The following is a 15,797-nucleotide window of genomic DNA, read 5'->3' as shown; positions in this document are numbered from 1 at the left end:
TCGACTGTCGGGCATGTGCCTTCAGGCTGGCCCGGGGCGCCGCGCGGGGTCATCGTGGAGCCTCTACCGAGATTTGGCGTACGCATGATCCGAACCCAGCCCGTGGGGCGGGAAGCCGAGCTGGCCGTGCTGGCCGGTGGGCTCGACGCGGCCGCCGGCGGTTCGGGACAGTTGCTGACGGTCTCCGGCGACGCCGGGATCGGCAAGTCCACCCTGGCCGCGGCGGTGGTCGCCCGCGCCCACGAGCGGGGCCTGACGGTGCTGCGGGCGCATGCCGGTCCGCTCGATCGGGACTACCCGTTCGGCTTGGCCCGGCAGGCGTTCGCGCCGTTGCAGGCCGGCCCCGGCTGGCCCGGCCTGTGCCGCGGCCCGGCCGCGCTGGGCGAGCGGGTGCTGACCGGCCGCGAACCGCTCGACAGCCCGTACGCGGCCACCCACGGCCTCTTCTGCCTGACCGCGGCGGTGGCGGCGCGCAACCCGGCCGTGCTGGTGGTCGACGACGCGCACTGGTCCGACATCGCCTCCCAGCACTGGCTGGCGGCGCTGGCCCGGCGTGTGGACGAGCTGCCGCTGACGGTGGTGCTGACCATCGATGCGGCTTCCGGGGTGCTCGGCGAGCTGATGGCGGGCACCGTGGTCGCCCTGGGTCCGCTCGCTCCGGCGACGTCGTCGGCGCTGCTGCGTTCCCGGTTCCCCGATGCCGCGCAGTCCTTTCTGGCCGCGTGCCACGCCGCGAGCGGGGGGAATCCGTATCTGTTGACCGCCTTGGCCGCCCACTCGGACGGCCGGTCGGCGCCGGCGGTCAGCCCCGACGAGGTCGCGCGGTGGGTTTCGTTGCGGCTCTCCCGGATGCCGGAAGGGTGCGCCGGGCTGGCTACCGGCCTGGCCGTGCTCGGCCCGGCGGCGCGCTTCCTCGACACCCCGGACGCCTCGGCCGTCCGCTTTCCCGACGCCCCGACCGCCCGTCTTCCCGACGCCCCGGCCGCCTCGGTCGTCCGCTTTCCCGACGCCCCGGCCGCCCGTCTGCCCGACGCCCTGGACGCCCGTCTTCCTGATAGCCCAGCCGCGGACGGGTTCCGGACGGCCGCTCGTCTCGGGGATGCCGCGTCGCTGGCCGGGCTGAGCCCGGACCGGGCCGCGATGTGCGCCGATGCGTTGCGGGCGGCCGGGATCCTGGCCCCGGACGTCTGGGCGCCGGCCAACCCGATGATCGCTTCGGCCCTGATGCAGCGCCTCGGGGCGGCCGAACGCAGCCGCTGGCACGCGCGGGCGGCCGACCTGCTGGCGGTGCGCGGAACCGACCCGGAGCGTACGGCGGTGCATCTGCTGCGGGCCGAGCCGGCGGGCCGGGCCGACGTCGTTGCGCTGTTGCGTTCCGCCGCGGCGAGAGCGGCCGGGCGAGGAGCGCCGGAAAGCGCAGCCGCCTACTTACGGCGAGCCCTGGAGGAGCCCCCCGGCGATCCGGTCGTCGATGCCGCGGTGCGGCTCGATCTGGCGCTCGCGTTGGCCGCGGTCCGTCAGGACGGGGCGCCGGCGCTCGCCTATGAGGCGGTCGCGCGGATCACCGACCCGGCGGCACGGGCCGAGGCCGCCCTGCGTTGTGGGCGGGCCCTGGCCATCAGCGCGCACGGGGCGACGGCGATCGCGGTCTGCCGACTCGGGTTGGCGGACACCTCAGCGGATCTGGCACCCAGCCACCCCGCCTCACCCGACCTGGCTCACCAGCCCACCCTGCTCGACGCAGCTCCCGGGCGTGCCCTCCCAGCTGACATAGCTCCCCACGCCGTTCCAGCCGACATGGCTCCCCACCCCGCTCCAGCCGACATAGCTCCCAACTCCCCCACCCCACCCGACCAGGGGGCGGGCCCAAGCTACCGGCTTGTCAAGGATCTTGCGCCGCAGCCTGTGGATAACGCCGCGGTGGACAAAACGGACAGCGGCTCCTCTGTGGATAACTCGCGGGGCGGGGTCGCCGAGGCCCTAATCTGGGCGCACCCAACGGTTCGGCACGAGGGAGGTGAGGGTGGCATGCCGGTCAGCAGCACGATCCGGACGATGCCGGCGGCCACGATCGCCCGTCTCGAGGCGGAGATCGCGGGAGCGGGCGGGATGGACAGCCGCACCAAGCCGATGGTGCGGGCCTATGTGGAACGATGCCGCTCCGACCCGCCGGAACTCCCCCTGTGGCGGGTCATCGTGGCGATCGAAGACACGTTCGCCGGTCGGGCCGCCCGCGACAACCTGGCCGTTCTGCGGCCCCTGCTGGAGAGCGGAGTCCTGGCCGGCGAAGACGACTCGGTGCTGCCGACGGTGGCGGGTCTGGCGCTGATCGCCAACGGAGATCTCGACACGGCCCGGGCCATGAGCGAGCGGGTGGCCGACGCGGCGGAAGCACGGGGGTGGATCAGCACGGTGGCGCACGGGCGGTTCCTGCGGTCGCTGGCCGTGCTGCCGGCGGGGCTGGTCACCGAGGCCGTGGCCGACGCGCGGACCGCGGTCGAGTTCAAGCTGAGCAGCAACACGCCGTCCGAGGGGTTGCTGTTCGCGCTCTGCCCGCTCGTCGACGCCCTGGTCGAGGCCGACCGTCTCACCGAGGCCGACGCGCTGATCGCGGCGGCATTTCCGGGCGAGCCTTCCCCGTACGGGCTCAGCAGTCCGATGTTCCTGCAGAGTCGCGGGCGGCTGCGGTGGGCGCAGGAGCGGCCCGAGCAGGCGATCGCCGATCTGCGGGCGGCGGGACGGCTGTGGGACGAGATGGGCATACGGCACCCGGGGCTGGCGTCCTGGCGGGCCGATCTGGTCGCGCCGTTGCGGGCCACGGGAGCGGCGGCCGAGAAGCACGCCTGGGAGCACCTCGAGGTGGCCGAGCGGGCGGAGGCGCCGGGGCCGTTGAGCCACGCGTTGCGGGTGGCGGCGACGGTGGCGGCCCGGGAGCGCCGGGTGTCCCTTCTGGAGCGGGCGGTCGAGGTCTGCGCGGGGACGCCGGAACGGCTGGCTCGGGCGTACGGGCTGGTCTCGCTCGGAAGCGCGCTGCGGCGGGCGGGTCGGCGGGAGGCGGCGCGGGTTCCTTTGCGTACGGGGCTCGAGGTCGCCGCCGCGGGAGGTGCCCACCGGCTGGCCCGGCTGGCCACGGCCGAACTGCACGCGGCGGGCGCGCGACCTCGCCGGGCCGCGATCCACGGGCCGGCCGCGCTCACCGAGGCCGAACAGCAGGTCGCCGGGATGGCCGCCGGCGGGCTGACCAACCGCGAGATAGCGCTGCGGCTGGTGCTGAGCCGGCGCACGATCGAGACGCACTTGGCGCACGCCTACCACAAGCTCGGCATCGCCTCCCGCCGCGACCTGGGCGCCGCCCTGGGGTCAGAGGGCGGGGGCGACCAGGGTCCGTAGGTCGTGCGCGCTGACCTCCTCCTGCAGGAAGACGACGCGGTAGAGGACGTAGCCGACCCACGACTGCGCGGTCAGTTCGGCCGGGAAGTCGGCGCTCCGGTGGCGTTCGAGGATCGTGACCAGGCCCTCGAGCCACGGGTGCAGGATGTCGCGCAGGTCGGCCCGGCCCGCCTCGCCGCGGGAACTCATCGCGCCGGCCACCACGCTTGCGTCGCCGTAGCGGGTCAGCGTGCCGAGCAAGGCCTCCAGCTGGGTGTGGAGATCGTCGGCCAGGGAGCCGGTGTCGGGGACGGCGGTGGGGGCGAGCTTGGCCCGTACGGCGTCGGTGACGATCGCGGCCTTGTTGGGCCACCAGCGGTACAGCGTCATCTTGGCGACGCCGGACCGTTCGGCGATCTTCTCCATGGTCACGCTGTGATAGCCGACCTCGGTCAGCAGCTCCTCGGCCGCGGCGAGGGCCGCAGCCTGCGCCCGGGGATCACGCTTGCGGCCCGCCATGAGCCCTCCTTGTCGTGGGGATCACACGATCCTAATTGCGATACGAGACGTATCGTTTAGTTAACCCCGACAACACGAAAGAGGCGAGGACGATGGCACGACTGGACGGCAGGACGGCCCTGGTCACCGGCGGAGCGAGCGGCATCGGGCGGCAGACGGCCCTGCGCCTGGCCGCCGAGGGCGCGAACGTGGTCGTTGCCGACGTACAGGCCGAACTCGGCGCCGAGGTGGCCACCGAGATCGAGAAGAACGGCGGCCGGTCGCTGTTCCTGCGCCTCGACGTGACCGACGAGGCCGCCTGGGAACAGGCCGTCGCCACGGTGAAGCAGACCTTCGGCGGCCTGGACATCCTGGTCAACAACGCCGGCCTGGGCCACGCCGACACCCTCGAGGAGACTTCGCTGGAGCTCTACGAGAAGGTCGTGGCGGTCACCCAGACCAGCGTCTTCCTCGGCACGAAGGCCGCCGCCGACCTGCTCAAGGCCTCCCCGGCCGCCTCGGTGGTCAACATCAGCTCGATCTTCGGGGCGTCCGGCGGCTTCGGCACGTCACCGGCCTACCACGCGGCCAAGGGCGCGGTCCGCACCCTGACCAAGAACATCGCGGTCCAGTGGGCGCCGCTGGGCATCCGCGTCAACAGCGTGCACCCGGGTTTCATCGAGACCCCGATGATGGGCGAGACCGACCAGGCCCCGTACGTCGCCACGACCCCCCTGGGCCGAGTCGGCCGCCCCGAGGAGGTAGCCGCCGCGATCACGTTCCTGGCCGGCCCCGACGCCTCATTCATCACCGGGGCCGAACTCTTCGTGGACGGCGGCTACATCGCCCGCTGACCCCGGGCGCCTGCTGACGACCGCTCTATGCGTCGAGCTGAGCGACATGAGCGGGAGCGACGAAAGCCTCCTCGACCTCGATGGCACCAGTCGAGGTCGCCTCGACCAACATCGACCGGAGCGACCTGTAGTCGACCTCTCCGGGCAGATCGACCGCGAAGTGGAAATCGACGCTGGTGAACTCCCACGACGAACCCGCCGCGCGAAACATCTCCAGTACCCGATCGCGATTCTCGTCCGTCTTGTCGCGGAGGATGACGCGGATCGTCGAGTGTCCCGAGTGCCGGACGAGACCGTCGAACACGAGCTCACGGCGCTCATGATCCGGCTTCGCCCGGATGATGTCACCGCGCGACAGGTCACGCACGAAGAACGGAACGCTCTGGACTTCGAGCTGGTACGGCGCGGAGGTCTTCTTCGCCCATATCCGCTCGGTGCTGAAGGGTGGCCAGGTAGCGCTCTCCTGTGGAAGGTCGAACGCTACCTGGAACATCCCGGGCGGCCGTGAGTCATTGTGCGCCACCATATGTACCGTTGTGCTCCTCGTCAGAGTCGGATCAAGTTCAAATGCCTGGCGTCCATCAACTCATACGGCAGGAACTCGCGGAGTTCGGCATCCCACTTCGCCATATCCTTGTTCGACTTGTGGTTATTGCAAGCTCGGCATGCAACGGCACCGTTGTGCGGGTCACCGCAGCCACCACAAGACTTGGGAATCCGGTGATCGATCTGCGCGTCGTCGGCCCTTCCGCGGACGCCACTGACTGACGGACGCCTGGTAACACCCCGCGCACAGTACTCGCAGAGGAGGGATCCGCCGTTCTTCGCCGCGTTGGCGGCATAGACCTCGTCCCGGCCGGCGTCAGTGAACGCCAGGCCCGCGCGATTGTCAGGGTTGGTCCCGCAGTTGTGCACGAGGACCGGCAAGTCGCTGACGATCACGTAATACGTGTGAACGTCGGCAACGGTCACGTTGAACATGTGGCGGGCCGCCAGGAGAACCACGACCGACTTGACTGTCACCTGGTCGCCGGCGGGGGTGCGCAGGCTGTGGCCGGCGCGCAAGGACGCCGCGTCGGTCCAGGACTGCGATGTCTCGTCCCAGAACGGGTGGTTCGCGGTCGTGTGGATCACCGATTTTGTGCCGTCGGGCAGGGTGACCGTCAGGTTGACCAGGTCGTGGTCGAGGTTGTCGTGAAGGGCCTCGACCAGCTGGATGGTCGTCTTGCCGGTCTCCGGGTCGGTGGCCACAACGCGGTCGCCGACCTCGATGTCGCGGATCGGCTTGGTCGAGCCGTCGGCCATCAGGACCAGCGTCTCCGGGGAGAAGCTGTTCTTGCAGCCGGTCCGCTTGCCGAGGCCCTTGACACCGCCGGCGGCGCCCGCCGTCGCGACTGTGGTGGCGTCCAAGGCCGCTAGCGCACCGTGGTTGGCGGCCCCGGCGTAGTCGCCGTTCACCGCGCTGTCGATCGCCGCTGAGCCTTCGTTGCCGAAGTTGATCGCGGCCATCGGGACGGCCGTGAAGCCGGCCACCGCGCCGTCGACGAAGGAGTCGGCGACGTCCTGGGCGCTGTGCATGTTGCCGTCGAGGTAGTCGCCGGTCATGTTGCCGGCGGCCCCGGCCAGGCCCATGCAGAACAGGGCTCCGCCGCCGCCCGTGAGCGCCGTGCAGCCGACTCCCACGCCGACGCCGACGCCCACCGCGATGATGTCGTTCTTGTGCTCGGCGACCCAGTCGGCGCCGGACTTCCACCACGGCTTCTTCTTCGGCTTGGCCGGCCGGCTGTCGCCGCTGCTACCGCTGCCGCTGCCGCCGCCCTGGCCGCCGCTGCCGGCGTTGGCGTTCGAGTTGTTCTGCGAGTTGCCGGCCTTGGCCTGTTCCTGGCAGGCGTCGTAGCACGGCGTCTGGTTGGTGTCGCCACGCTCCGAGACGGGGTACATCAGGCCGGTCGGGTCGGCGTTGTTGATCGGGTTGTTGCCGCCGTAGGCGTAGGCGTTCCACTGCTGCGGGTCCATCAGGTCCTGCAGCGGGTCCACCGATATGAACCGGCCCAGTTCGGGGTCGTACTCGCGGGCCCCGAGATGGGTCAGGCCACTGGCGTCGAGGTCACCCCCGACGAAGCCCTTGCCGTTGGGCCAGGCCGGGTTGGTGCCGCGCGGTCCCCCGTACGGGGTCTGGCGCCGGATGCTGACCTGTTGGCTGTAGGCGTTGACGGCCACCTGCTGGGTGCCCTGGTAGTCGGTGAACAACCAGGTCAGGCTCTTCTCGGCGGTGGTGCGGGACGCGACGGTGCTGCCCGCGAAGCTGTAGTAGCGGGTCGCGTCCATCGCCCCGGTGGACTTGCGGATGACCTCCATGCCGGGCAGGAACAGCGTCGACCCGGTGCTGTCCCGGCGGATCAGGCGACCGCCGTCCGCGTCGTACACGTTGGTCGTACGCTTCGTGCCCTCGGCGATCTGAGTCACGCGGCCCTCGGAGTTCCAGGTGAGGGTCTGCGTGCCGGTCGCGCCGGGGCGCGTCTTCATGTTGCCGGTGTCGTCGTAGGTGTAGCCGACGGTCGTGCTGCTCTGGTCGGGTCGCGTGGTGGTCATTCCGGTGACCGCGTGCGGGCGCTTGACGTTCAGGCCCGCCGTCGGCACCGCGTACTTGCGCTTGGTGTCACCGGCCGCGGTGTGCGAGACCTCGTCGGTGCGGTTGCCGAGCTTGTCGAAGGTCCAGTCGGTCCAGTACGGCGCGGGGCCGCCCAGGTTGGCCGCGGTGGGCGCGTCCGAGCAGTCGGGGTCGGCCTTCGGGGTCCAGGCCGAGGTGAGGCGCCGCAGCTTGTCGTAGACGAAGCACTGCGTCTCGCCCGTACCGACCTCGGGCGTCTCGTTGATCCGTTCGATCTGCCCGCTCGGGTCGTACTGGTAGGTGCTCATGGCGACCTTGCCGGTCGCCGTCTCGGGCTTGATCGACGCCTCGTGGATGCGGCGGGTGTCGAGTTCGTACGAGACGGCCTGTTCGGCGTAGACGCCCTCGTCGATCTCCATGGTGGTGATGGTCGGTTCGCCGTACCCGGTGTACTGCTGCCCGACCACGTACGTGTCGACGTCGGTCAGGTTGGTCAGGAGCCGGTTGGGCAGGCCCGAGACCGCGTCGTAGCCGGTCGTGACGGTCTCGATCGGCAGGCCGCCGGCCTCCGGGTAGCCCTGGCTGATCGGCGCGCCGGTGTAGTCCGAGTAGCCGTGCGAGTAGACGTACGTGCCGGCCAGCCCGGCCTCGGCGGGCGGGATGATGTAGTGGTCGCCGGTGACCTGGTTGCGGGCGTTGATCGCCCGGACCTGCCATTTGAACGGCTGGCGGGTGCCGTCGGAGGCGATGTCGTAACGGGTCGCCTGGGTCAGCTGGCCCTTGGCCGGCGCGCCGCTGTAGAGCGCGTCGTACGTCCATTCGGCACGCTTGTTGGCTTCGGTCTCCGCGGTGTCGTAGACGGCCTTCTTACGGCCCAGACCGTCGTACGTGTAGACGAGCGTCTGATTGAGCGCGTCGATGGTGGAGGTCAGATCGCCGTAGTCGTTGTACTTCGAGGTCGTCTTGCCACGGTCCGGGTCGACCGCCTCGATCTGACGGCCGAGCAGGTCGTACTTGTAGGTCCACTCGTCCTTGGCCGCGTCCTCGACCCGGATGAGCGCGTCCTTGCTGTTGTACTCGTACTTGGTCGAGTCGTAGGCGCCCGAGACGCCGGACGCGGTCGTGTACTGGCGCAGCTCGGAGGTGCGGCCGAGACCGTCGAGCAGCGTCGTCGACGGGGTGCCGCCGCGCGGCGGCACGACCGTGGCCCGGTCACCCTCGTACGTCGTGGTGGTACGCCACTTCTCGACGATGTTGATGTCGCCGTCACCGGAGAGGAACACGTTCGCGGTTGCGCGGCCGGCCCGGTCGAAGACGGTCTGGGTCTGCGCGGGCACCGACCACTCGGGCTCCCACCACAGCGAGCCCGAAGCGTTGCCGGGCTCGGCGTGGGCGCCGAACGACATGTACGCGTTGCCGTACTGGTCGTACAGCGTGTCGCTGACCACACGGCCCTCGCCGACCGCGGCCTTCTGGGTCTGCCGGGACCGCAGCAGGCCGTCGTAGATCACGTACGACGTGTCGGTGCCGCCGGCCGAGTTGAGCGCGTCGGTCCGCACGTACGGGTAGGACTTGCGGTCCGCGTCGAAGGCGTAGGTGTACTGGGCTTTCGGCGGCGTCGACGTGGTCTTGCGGGTCCAGCCGGGATCCCACACCTTCCAGATCCGGCCGAGCGCGTCGTACTGGGTCTCGGTGACCCGGTTGTTGTAGTCGGTGACCTTGGTGGGGGCCGACCAGGCCGGGTTGATCTCGGTCTTGGTGATCCAGTTGAGGTTGGTGGTCTGCGTCTTCAGCGTGACCAGGCCGTTGTCCGGGCTGTAGACGTTGGTGACGGTGTTGCCCCGGACATCGGTGGTGACCTTCTGCCGGCCGAAGAGGTCGACGGTGCTCCGGCCGCTGGTGATCCAGGCGCTCCCGCCCGCCGCGGTCCAGCTCTTGAGCAGGTCGGTGCGGGTCAGGTCCCCCCACTGCGGCGTCTCGACCGAGCTGTCCGCGTTGTCGTAGTAGGTCACGGCGTCGTCGACGACGTGCTCCTCCTTGGTCGCCGCGACACCGCAGGCCAGGGCGGTGGTGACGACGCGACGGGGCAACGCGATCAGGTTCTTGAGGGGATTGCGGTTGTACGAGGTGGTGGTGCACTTCTCGTCGCCGGTGACGCTGACGTCGCCGTTGTCCTGGGCCTCGGTCACCATGCCGTACGTGTTGTCGTACGTCGTCTCGGTGCTGGTCACCCGCCAGCCGCGGGCGCCGTTGACACCCAGCGCGGTGCCGGCATAGGTCTTGCCGACGTTGACGAACCGGGCGGTGACGGTGTCCTTGCCGATCGTCCGGGTAGCCGTCGCCGGCGAGCGCCACGGCACGTTGACCGTCTTGCTGACCGGCTTGTCCTCGGTGCCGTTGTAGGTGACCTGCTCGCGGATCATGCCCGCGAACTGGTCCTCGTCGTAGACCGTCTCGGAACCGACCGAGGCCGGCACGGTGACGGTGCGCCGGGTCGTGCCGTCCGCGTTCGCCCGGTCGCCGTGCATGCCCCGGAAGTACCTGGTCCGCATCAGGGTCTGGTTGGTGTCGCCGACCCGGGCCAGGACCGACGCGTAGCCGCGGAACTGGTCCCACGTGCGGTACTTGGCCTTGCCCAGACCGTCGTCGTCCGAGAAGTGCCAGGCCGGATCGCCCTCGTACTCGTACGTGGTGTTGCGGGTCGGCGACTGGTGGCCGCTCTCGAGCTGCACGTCAGTCTCGGCGACCCGTTTGACGACGTACTTGTGCCACCACTCGGTGATGTCGCCGCCCGACGTGCTCAGCGGGTCGGGACCCTTGACCGGGTAGCAGAGCCGGTTGTTGCTCTCGGGCGCGGGCAGCGAGTTGGAGTTGCACTCCCGCGGCGAGTAGGTGACCTGGATCAGCGCGCCGGTCTCGGTGTGGATGTTGCCGATGCGCTGCCAGCTGTTGGTGGTGCCGGTCTTGGTCAGCACCCGGTTCTGCAGGGCGACCGGGTCGAAGGTGACCGGCGGCATCGGGATCTCACCGCCGACGAGACCGGTGTGCACGATCTTGTCGAGCCAGAGCCCGCCCTTCGTCCCGTCACCGGGCGAGGGGAAGCTGTGCGTCAGCGTCCACGAGTCGACCTTCTGCCAGGCGGCCGAGGTGGTCGAGCGGATCTGGGTGCTGATCTCCTTGAGGCGTTTGGTCGACCAGAACGTCGGCGAGTAGTTGGTGCAGGTCGTCGCCGTGCTCTTGCACTCCTGGTCCCACGGGGTGTCCGGCCACGCGTTGCCGCTCTCGTGGTCGGAGCAGTTGGCCAGGCAGCGGTTGTCGGGGACGAAGTTCACCTGGGCCAGCGGCGTGACCGACCGGCTGTCCGAGCGGCTCCAGGTGCCGTAGTCGATGCGCTCGAGGGCGCCGCCGCGGTCGTACGTGACCAGGTTGGTGTTGCTGCCCTGGGCCGCGTAGCGGTTCTTCTCCCGGCCGTACCAGTAGGAGATCGTGTTGCCGTGCGGGTCGATCGCGTAGTCGAGGTTCCACCGCCAGGCCTGGTTGCAGTCGGAGGCGGCGAACGTGTCACCGTGGCAGGGCTCGTCGGGGTGGTTGCCGTAGACCGGCGCCGTCCACGCCGACTCGGTCTTCGAGGTCTGCCCGGGCAGCGTGTTGAGGCCGAAGAAGTACTGGATGCCGTCGCTGGTCGTGACCTTCCAGTACTCGCCGTTGTCGTCGTCGTTGCCGGCCCCGGTCGACTGCTCGATCTTGGCACCGTTCTCGGACCGGCCGTGCCAGCCCTTGCCGTCCTCGAAGACCAGCTCGGAGCTGACGCTGCCGAACGACAGGACCGCGTTGTTGGATCGCCAGCACTGGTCGAACGAGTGGGCCGGGTTGTTGGGCGAGCGGTCCTTGTCGTCCTTGGCCTTGTCGTCGTCGCAGGACACGTAGCGCCGTTCGACGTAGCCGGGCGCGAACTCGAAGCCCTCACCGATCCAGGACGGCTGGTTGTTGGTCGCCGAGGACCGTCCATCCACACTCGACGAGGAGTACGACAGCGACATCGTGGGCACGGGCCCGTTGATGCCGCTCGGGGCGCGCAACGGGTACGACCATGAGAAGTCGCCGGTCGCCCCGCCCGCCGACCAGGACGACGACGCGGCCAGCGGGCTCGCGCCGAAGTCGCCGGCCGGGCCGCTCGGGCCCGCCATCAGCGCGACCGTGGCGGTGCCGGACGCCTTGAGGGAGACGTCGCCGGTGACGGTGGACGTCGCGCCGTCGTTGCGCGAGGGCAGCGGCGTCGCCGCGCAGCCGTCCGCCTGCGGCGTGGTCAGGGCGCAGTCCGGCACCTGCCACAGCCGCAACCGGGACGCCCAGTCGCTGCCGTACGCGTTCCGGAACTTCGAGTAGTTCATGACGACCGACGCCGGTCCGGTCGCCGTGGCCGACACCTTGGCCACCACTCCGGCGCGAAGCTGCTCGGGGACGGCGGCGCGGTCGACCACGACGGCGGTCGCCCCGGCGGCCGCGGCCTTCGAGGCCGCGGTGCGCTGGGTGGCCACGGGCTGGACGGCGATCGCGGTGCCGGCGGCCGGCCAGACCGGCTCGGGCAGCGCCACGTCCGTACGGGTCCCTGCCGGCCAGCCCTTGCCGGCGACCTCCTTGCCGTCCTTGTCCAGCACCTCGGTCTGGGGCTTGAGGTGCTCGGCCTCGGCCGGGGCGGCCAGGGCCGGTGGCACCGCGAGCAGCGAACCGCCCAGGGCGGCCACCGTCACCGCGGCCAGGCCGAACCGCAACCGCCCGGCCCGGGCCAGACGACCGATCACATACGTTCGGAACACGATTGGTCTCCTGGTCGTCATTCGGCGGCGGGGGTGAGGGCGGCCACCTGGGCCTCGGTCATCGCGCCCTGGTAGGCGACGATGTCGTCGAGGCCGCCGAGCCAGTTGCTGGTGTAGCGGCTCAACGTGTCGTTCCGGTTCGTGTACCACTCGGTCCCGACGCTGAGCGGCCCGGTGGCGGCCCAGAGGTCCACCTGCTCGGCCACACCCTGGCGCTCCCCGTTCACGTAGAACCGCAGTTGCCCGGCGTTCGCGTCATAGACCAGCGTCAGGTCGAACCAGGCTCCGACGTTGTCCTCGGTGAGGATCTCCTTGCCGTACAGGTGCTTGAAGGTGATGTTGGAGTTCGCGTCGCCGGTCGGGTACTTGACCTCGAACCGGGGACCGCCGCCCTCGGCGAGGCTGCCGTCGAGGGCGACGGCGACCACGGACTGCAGGTTTCCCTTGAGCGCGTAGGCGGTCATCGAGTACCGGAGGTTGTCGAGCAGCACCCGCCCGGTGATGGTGAACGACTGGTTGGTGTGCAGAACCTGAGCCTCGGCCCACTGCGGCGCGTCGGTCGTGCCGGTGTTGCGCTGGGCGACCCCGTACTCCGCGGTCGTGACGTCAGGGTTGCTCGGGTGCACGGTGTTGAAGTCGGCGTACTGCCCGCCGCCGGCCGTCTGGATCTCGGTGCCCTCGGTGAGGCCGAGACGGCGGTTGAACCCGGTGCCGTCCGGCGCCTCGCACGTGTTGGCGATCGTCGGGTCGTAGCAGCCGACCGCGGCCTCGAAGTCCCAGCGGCCCACCTCGATCGGCTTGACCATGCCGCGTTCGGCCTCGACGGCCAGCTCGGGGTTGTCGAGGGCGCCGGTGACGTCCTCCTGCACCATGGCCCGGTCGTAGATCTGCACGTCGGCCAGCGATCCGGAGAACGCTTCGACCACGGTCCCGGCCGCGGTCAGCAGCCGGTTGCCGAGCCGGACCTTACCGGTGGCGCTCCAGGTGGCCGGGGCGTCCACCTCGGACTTGAGCTTGCCGTCGACCCAGATGCGCAACTTCTTCTCGGTGGCGTCGTAGGCCGCCGCCACATGGGTCCAGCGCCCCACCACGGCCGTGTTGGCCGCGCAGGCCGCCTTGTACGGGCCGCTGGTGTCGATGTCCTGCAGGCGCAACGTGAGGCAGAACGACTTGTCGGGCACGGCGTCACCGTCGACGCTGTCGTTGCGGTACTGCAGCTGGAAGTTGCTGGCGTGGACGCCGTCCTGGGCGATCAGGCTCTGCAGCCCGTTGTCCCGGTCGAGCCGGACCCAGGCGGCCACGCCGTAGCTCTTGGTGGTGTCCACGACCTTGCCGGTGGTGGTCAGCGACTGGGCGCCGGAGAAGGTGGCGTTGGTCCCGCCGACCAGGCGCTGCTTGTCGGTCCAGGTGGCCGAGCCGGACAGCGGCGTGTCGCCGGCCAGGGTGTCCTGCTTGTCCTGCAGCGCGGCGGTGGCCGACTCACCCGGGTAGGTCTGCAGGCTCCAGCGCGCCACCGCCGGCGAAGGCCGGCTCGCGGTGAACTCGATGGAACCGTCACCGACGTTGCCGGTGGCGTCGACCGCCTGGAGGTACAGCACGTTCATCCCGTACTTGGGAACGTTGACCGTGACCTTGGCCGAGACCCGCGTGATGTCGCCGGCCGGATCCTGGATGACCACCTTGGTGCCCGTGATCTCCTTGACCGCGGAGCTCCAGCCGTAGCGGAACTTCACGACGTCGGCGGCGTACGAGAAGATCTCGACCTGCAGCGGCTTGCCCGAGTCGACGGTCGACTGGGCCAGCTCGGCCTGGACAGGCGGGTCGTTGAGGTCGATCCGGAAGGTGCACCAGGCCGAGTAGTCGCTGCTCTGGTTGTACGGGGACGGATCGGTGCCCTTGACCCGGAACCGGTAGGTCTGGCTGTTGGCCGCGCCGGAGACGGCCGGGGTCATCGCACGGGTGCCGGCCGGGACCAAGGTGGTGGCCGGCGCCGTCATCGCCACCCAGCTCGACCCGTTCTGCCGCTCCCAGGCCCAGGTCGCCCGGACCGCCTGGGTCTTGTCGCGGTCGCCCATGACCGCCGAGAACTTGAGCGCGGTGGTGCCGATGTTGATCGTCGTGCCGCGGCAGAGAACACCGTTGACCTGCGGGCTGGTCGGGGTCGTCGGGATGAAGTCGACGTCGGCGATGAGCTGGGCGCTGCCCGGGACGTACTTCTTCCACCGGTTCTCGATCGACTCGCCGGACACCGCGCTGTCGACCGCGCTGAACACGAACGTCGTGGTGGCCGACCCGGTCTTGGCCACGGCCCGGACCCGGGCGCTGACGGCGTCGGTGCGGAAGTTGATCGTCACGTTCGGCTGGGGCGAGTCGGCGCAGCCGCCACCCTGACTGGCGTGCGACGAGACCTGGGCCAGGTGCTTGAGATACCAGTCCTGCGTCCTCCACGCCGAACGCGGGGTCGAGCTCGGCGGGTTGGCGCTGAGCATCGAGTTCGGGGTGTCGGTGCACGACGCGGTGTGGTCGACCTCCATCTGCACGTACGCGCTCTGCACCCACTTGCCCTTGATGGCGCCGGTCGGGAACTCGAAGTACGAGCGGTAGGTGGTGTTGCTCTCGGGGTCCTTGCCGACCCGGGCCACCGACAGGTCGGTGTTGTTGTTGCCGGTGCTGGTCGAATAGGCCCAGCGGTACTTGCCGGTGCTCCAGTCAGGGTCGATGAACAGGGGGTAGGTCGCCTTGGCCAGCAGCGCGGCGTCCGGCTTCAGTACGAGGTCGCCGTTGCTCGTGACCGCGGTGGCGACCGGCGCGATGCGGGCGAAGTCGCCTGGTTCGGCCGGCGTCGACTCGGGCGCGGCGGCCCGGGCCGTGGTCTTCGCGGTGGCCGCGGCCGGGCGGGAGTCCCACATCGCCGGGGAACCGGCGGTCGCGACCAGGCGACCCCCGGCGACCGCCTGCAGCGAGCCGTCGGCGGCCCGGCGCACGTCGGTGTCGCCGCCGAGGTCGAAGGTGATCTGCCGGAGTTCCGGGTTCGCCGCGGCCTCGGCCGACTTGACCGCCAGCACGTGGGCGAAGCCGCCGTGGGTCGCCCGCACCACCAGGTCGACGCCGGGCAGCACCTCGGCGTAGGTGGCCGAGTCGTCGGCGAGCTTCGGCGCCGGCAGGTCGCCGAGCGGCCAGTCCACGGTCAGCGTGCGGCCGTCCTCGACCAGGGTGGCCATCGGCTCGGCGCCACCGGCCGAGAACCGCACGTCGGCCGGCGAGACCCGGGGGCGGACCGCGCCGCCGGAGGTGGTCAGCGTCAGGTCGACCGGGGCCCACGAGCCGTCGGCCCGGCGGACGTGCTTGGGCAGGGCCGAGGCCTGGTAGGTGAACCGGCCGTCCGGCTCGGCGAAGAGCTGGCTGCGCTCGGTGCGCTCGGACACCACCTCGGTCCGCTCACCCGTGCGCTGGGCGAGCCGGCTCGCCTCCACACCACTGACGGCGGGAGCGGCCGCGGCGGGCCGGATCGCCACCGATGAACCACTCAGAACAACGGCCAGAACGGCCGTTCCGGCGATCCAGGCCCGGGTCCGGGCAGGCGTCACCCACGTGCGTCCATGCGCCATCGACTCTTGCTCCCCCGTTACGTGTCCAACAGGGCACTCA

6 protein-coding genes are annotated in these 15,797 nt (G+C 70.5%); 2 read left to right on the top strand and 4 right to left on the bottom strand.

Annotation, left to right across the window (positions count from 1 at the left end):
- The first annotated feature begins 84 nt into the window (after nt 1–84).
- Nucleotides 85–3,390, top strand: coding sequence for a helix-turn-helix transcriptional regulator (locus JIG36_RS09540; RefSeq protein ID WP_203375650.1), 3,306 nt, complete (start codon nt 85–87; stop codon nt 3,388–3,390).
- On the opposite strand, the gene JIG36_RS09535 is transcribed toward JIG36_RS09540, so the two are convergent.
- Entirely contained in the window at nt 3,361–3,888 is a 528-nt protein-coding gene (locus JIG36_RS09535) for a TetR/AcrR family transcriptional regulator (protein WP_203375649.1), read from the bottom strand. The genes JIG36_RS09540 and JIG36_RS09535 overlap by 30 nt on opposite strands.
- Nucleotides 3,889–3,980: 92 nt before the next feature.
- Between JIG36_RS09535 and JIG36_RS09530 the strand changes: the two genes are divergently transcribed.
- Nucleotides 3,981–4,721, top strand: coding sequence for an SDR family NAD(P)-dependent oxidoreductase (locus JIG36_RS09530; protein ID WP_203375648.1), 741 nt, complete (start codon nt 3,981–3,983; stop codon nt 4,719–4,721).
- Nucleotides 4,722–4,746: 25 nt separating this feature from the next.
- Here the strand turns inward: JIG36_RS09530 and JIG36_RS09525 are convergent, their stop codons facing one another.
- The 3 genes from JIG36_RS09525 to JIG36_RS53960 are packed head-to-tail and all read right to left on the bottom strand — an operon-like array spanning nt 4,747 to nt 15,736.
- A complete protein-coding gene (locus JIG36_RS09525) occupies nt 4,747–5,247 on the bottom strand; it encodes a DUF4265 domain-containing protein (protein WP_236046200.1) in 501 nt (166 codons plus the stop codon).
- A gap of 20 nt (nt 5,248–5,267) precedes the next feature.
- A complete protein-coding gene (locus JIG36_RS53965; RefSeq protein ID WP_203375646.1) occupies nt 5,268–12,149 on the bottom strand; it encodes a polymorphic toxin-type HINT domain-containing protein in 6,882 nt (2,293 codons plus the stop codon).
- Between the two features lie 17 nt (nt 12,150–12,166).
- Nucleotides 12,167–15,736, bottom strand: coding sequence for a LamG domain-containing protein (locus JIG36_RS53960; RefSeq protein ID WP_203375645.1), 3,570 nt, complete (start codon nt 15,734–15,736; stop codon nt 12,167–12,169).
- Between the last annotated feature and the right edge of the window lie 61 nt (nt 15,737–15,797).

The organism is Paractinoplanes ovalisporus (assembly GCF_016834655.1).
In the GTDB taxonomy this organism is placed as follows: domain Bacteria; phylum Actinomycetota; class Actinomycetes; order Mycobacteriales; family Micromonosporaceae; genus Actinoplanes; species Actinoplanes ovalisporus.
Note: the sequence above shows the minus strand (reverse complement) of the source record. Positions and strands in the feature narration are given on the sequence as shown.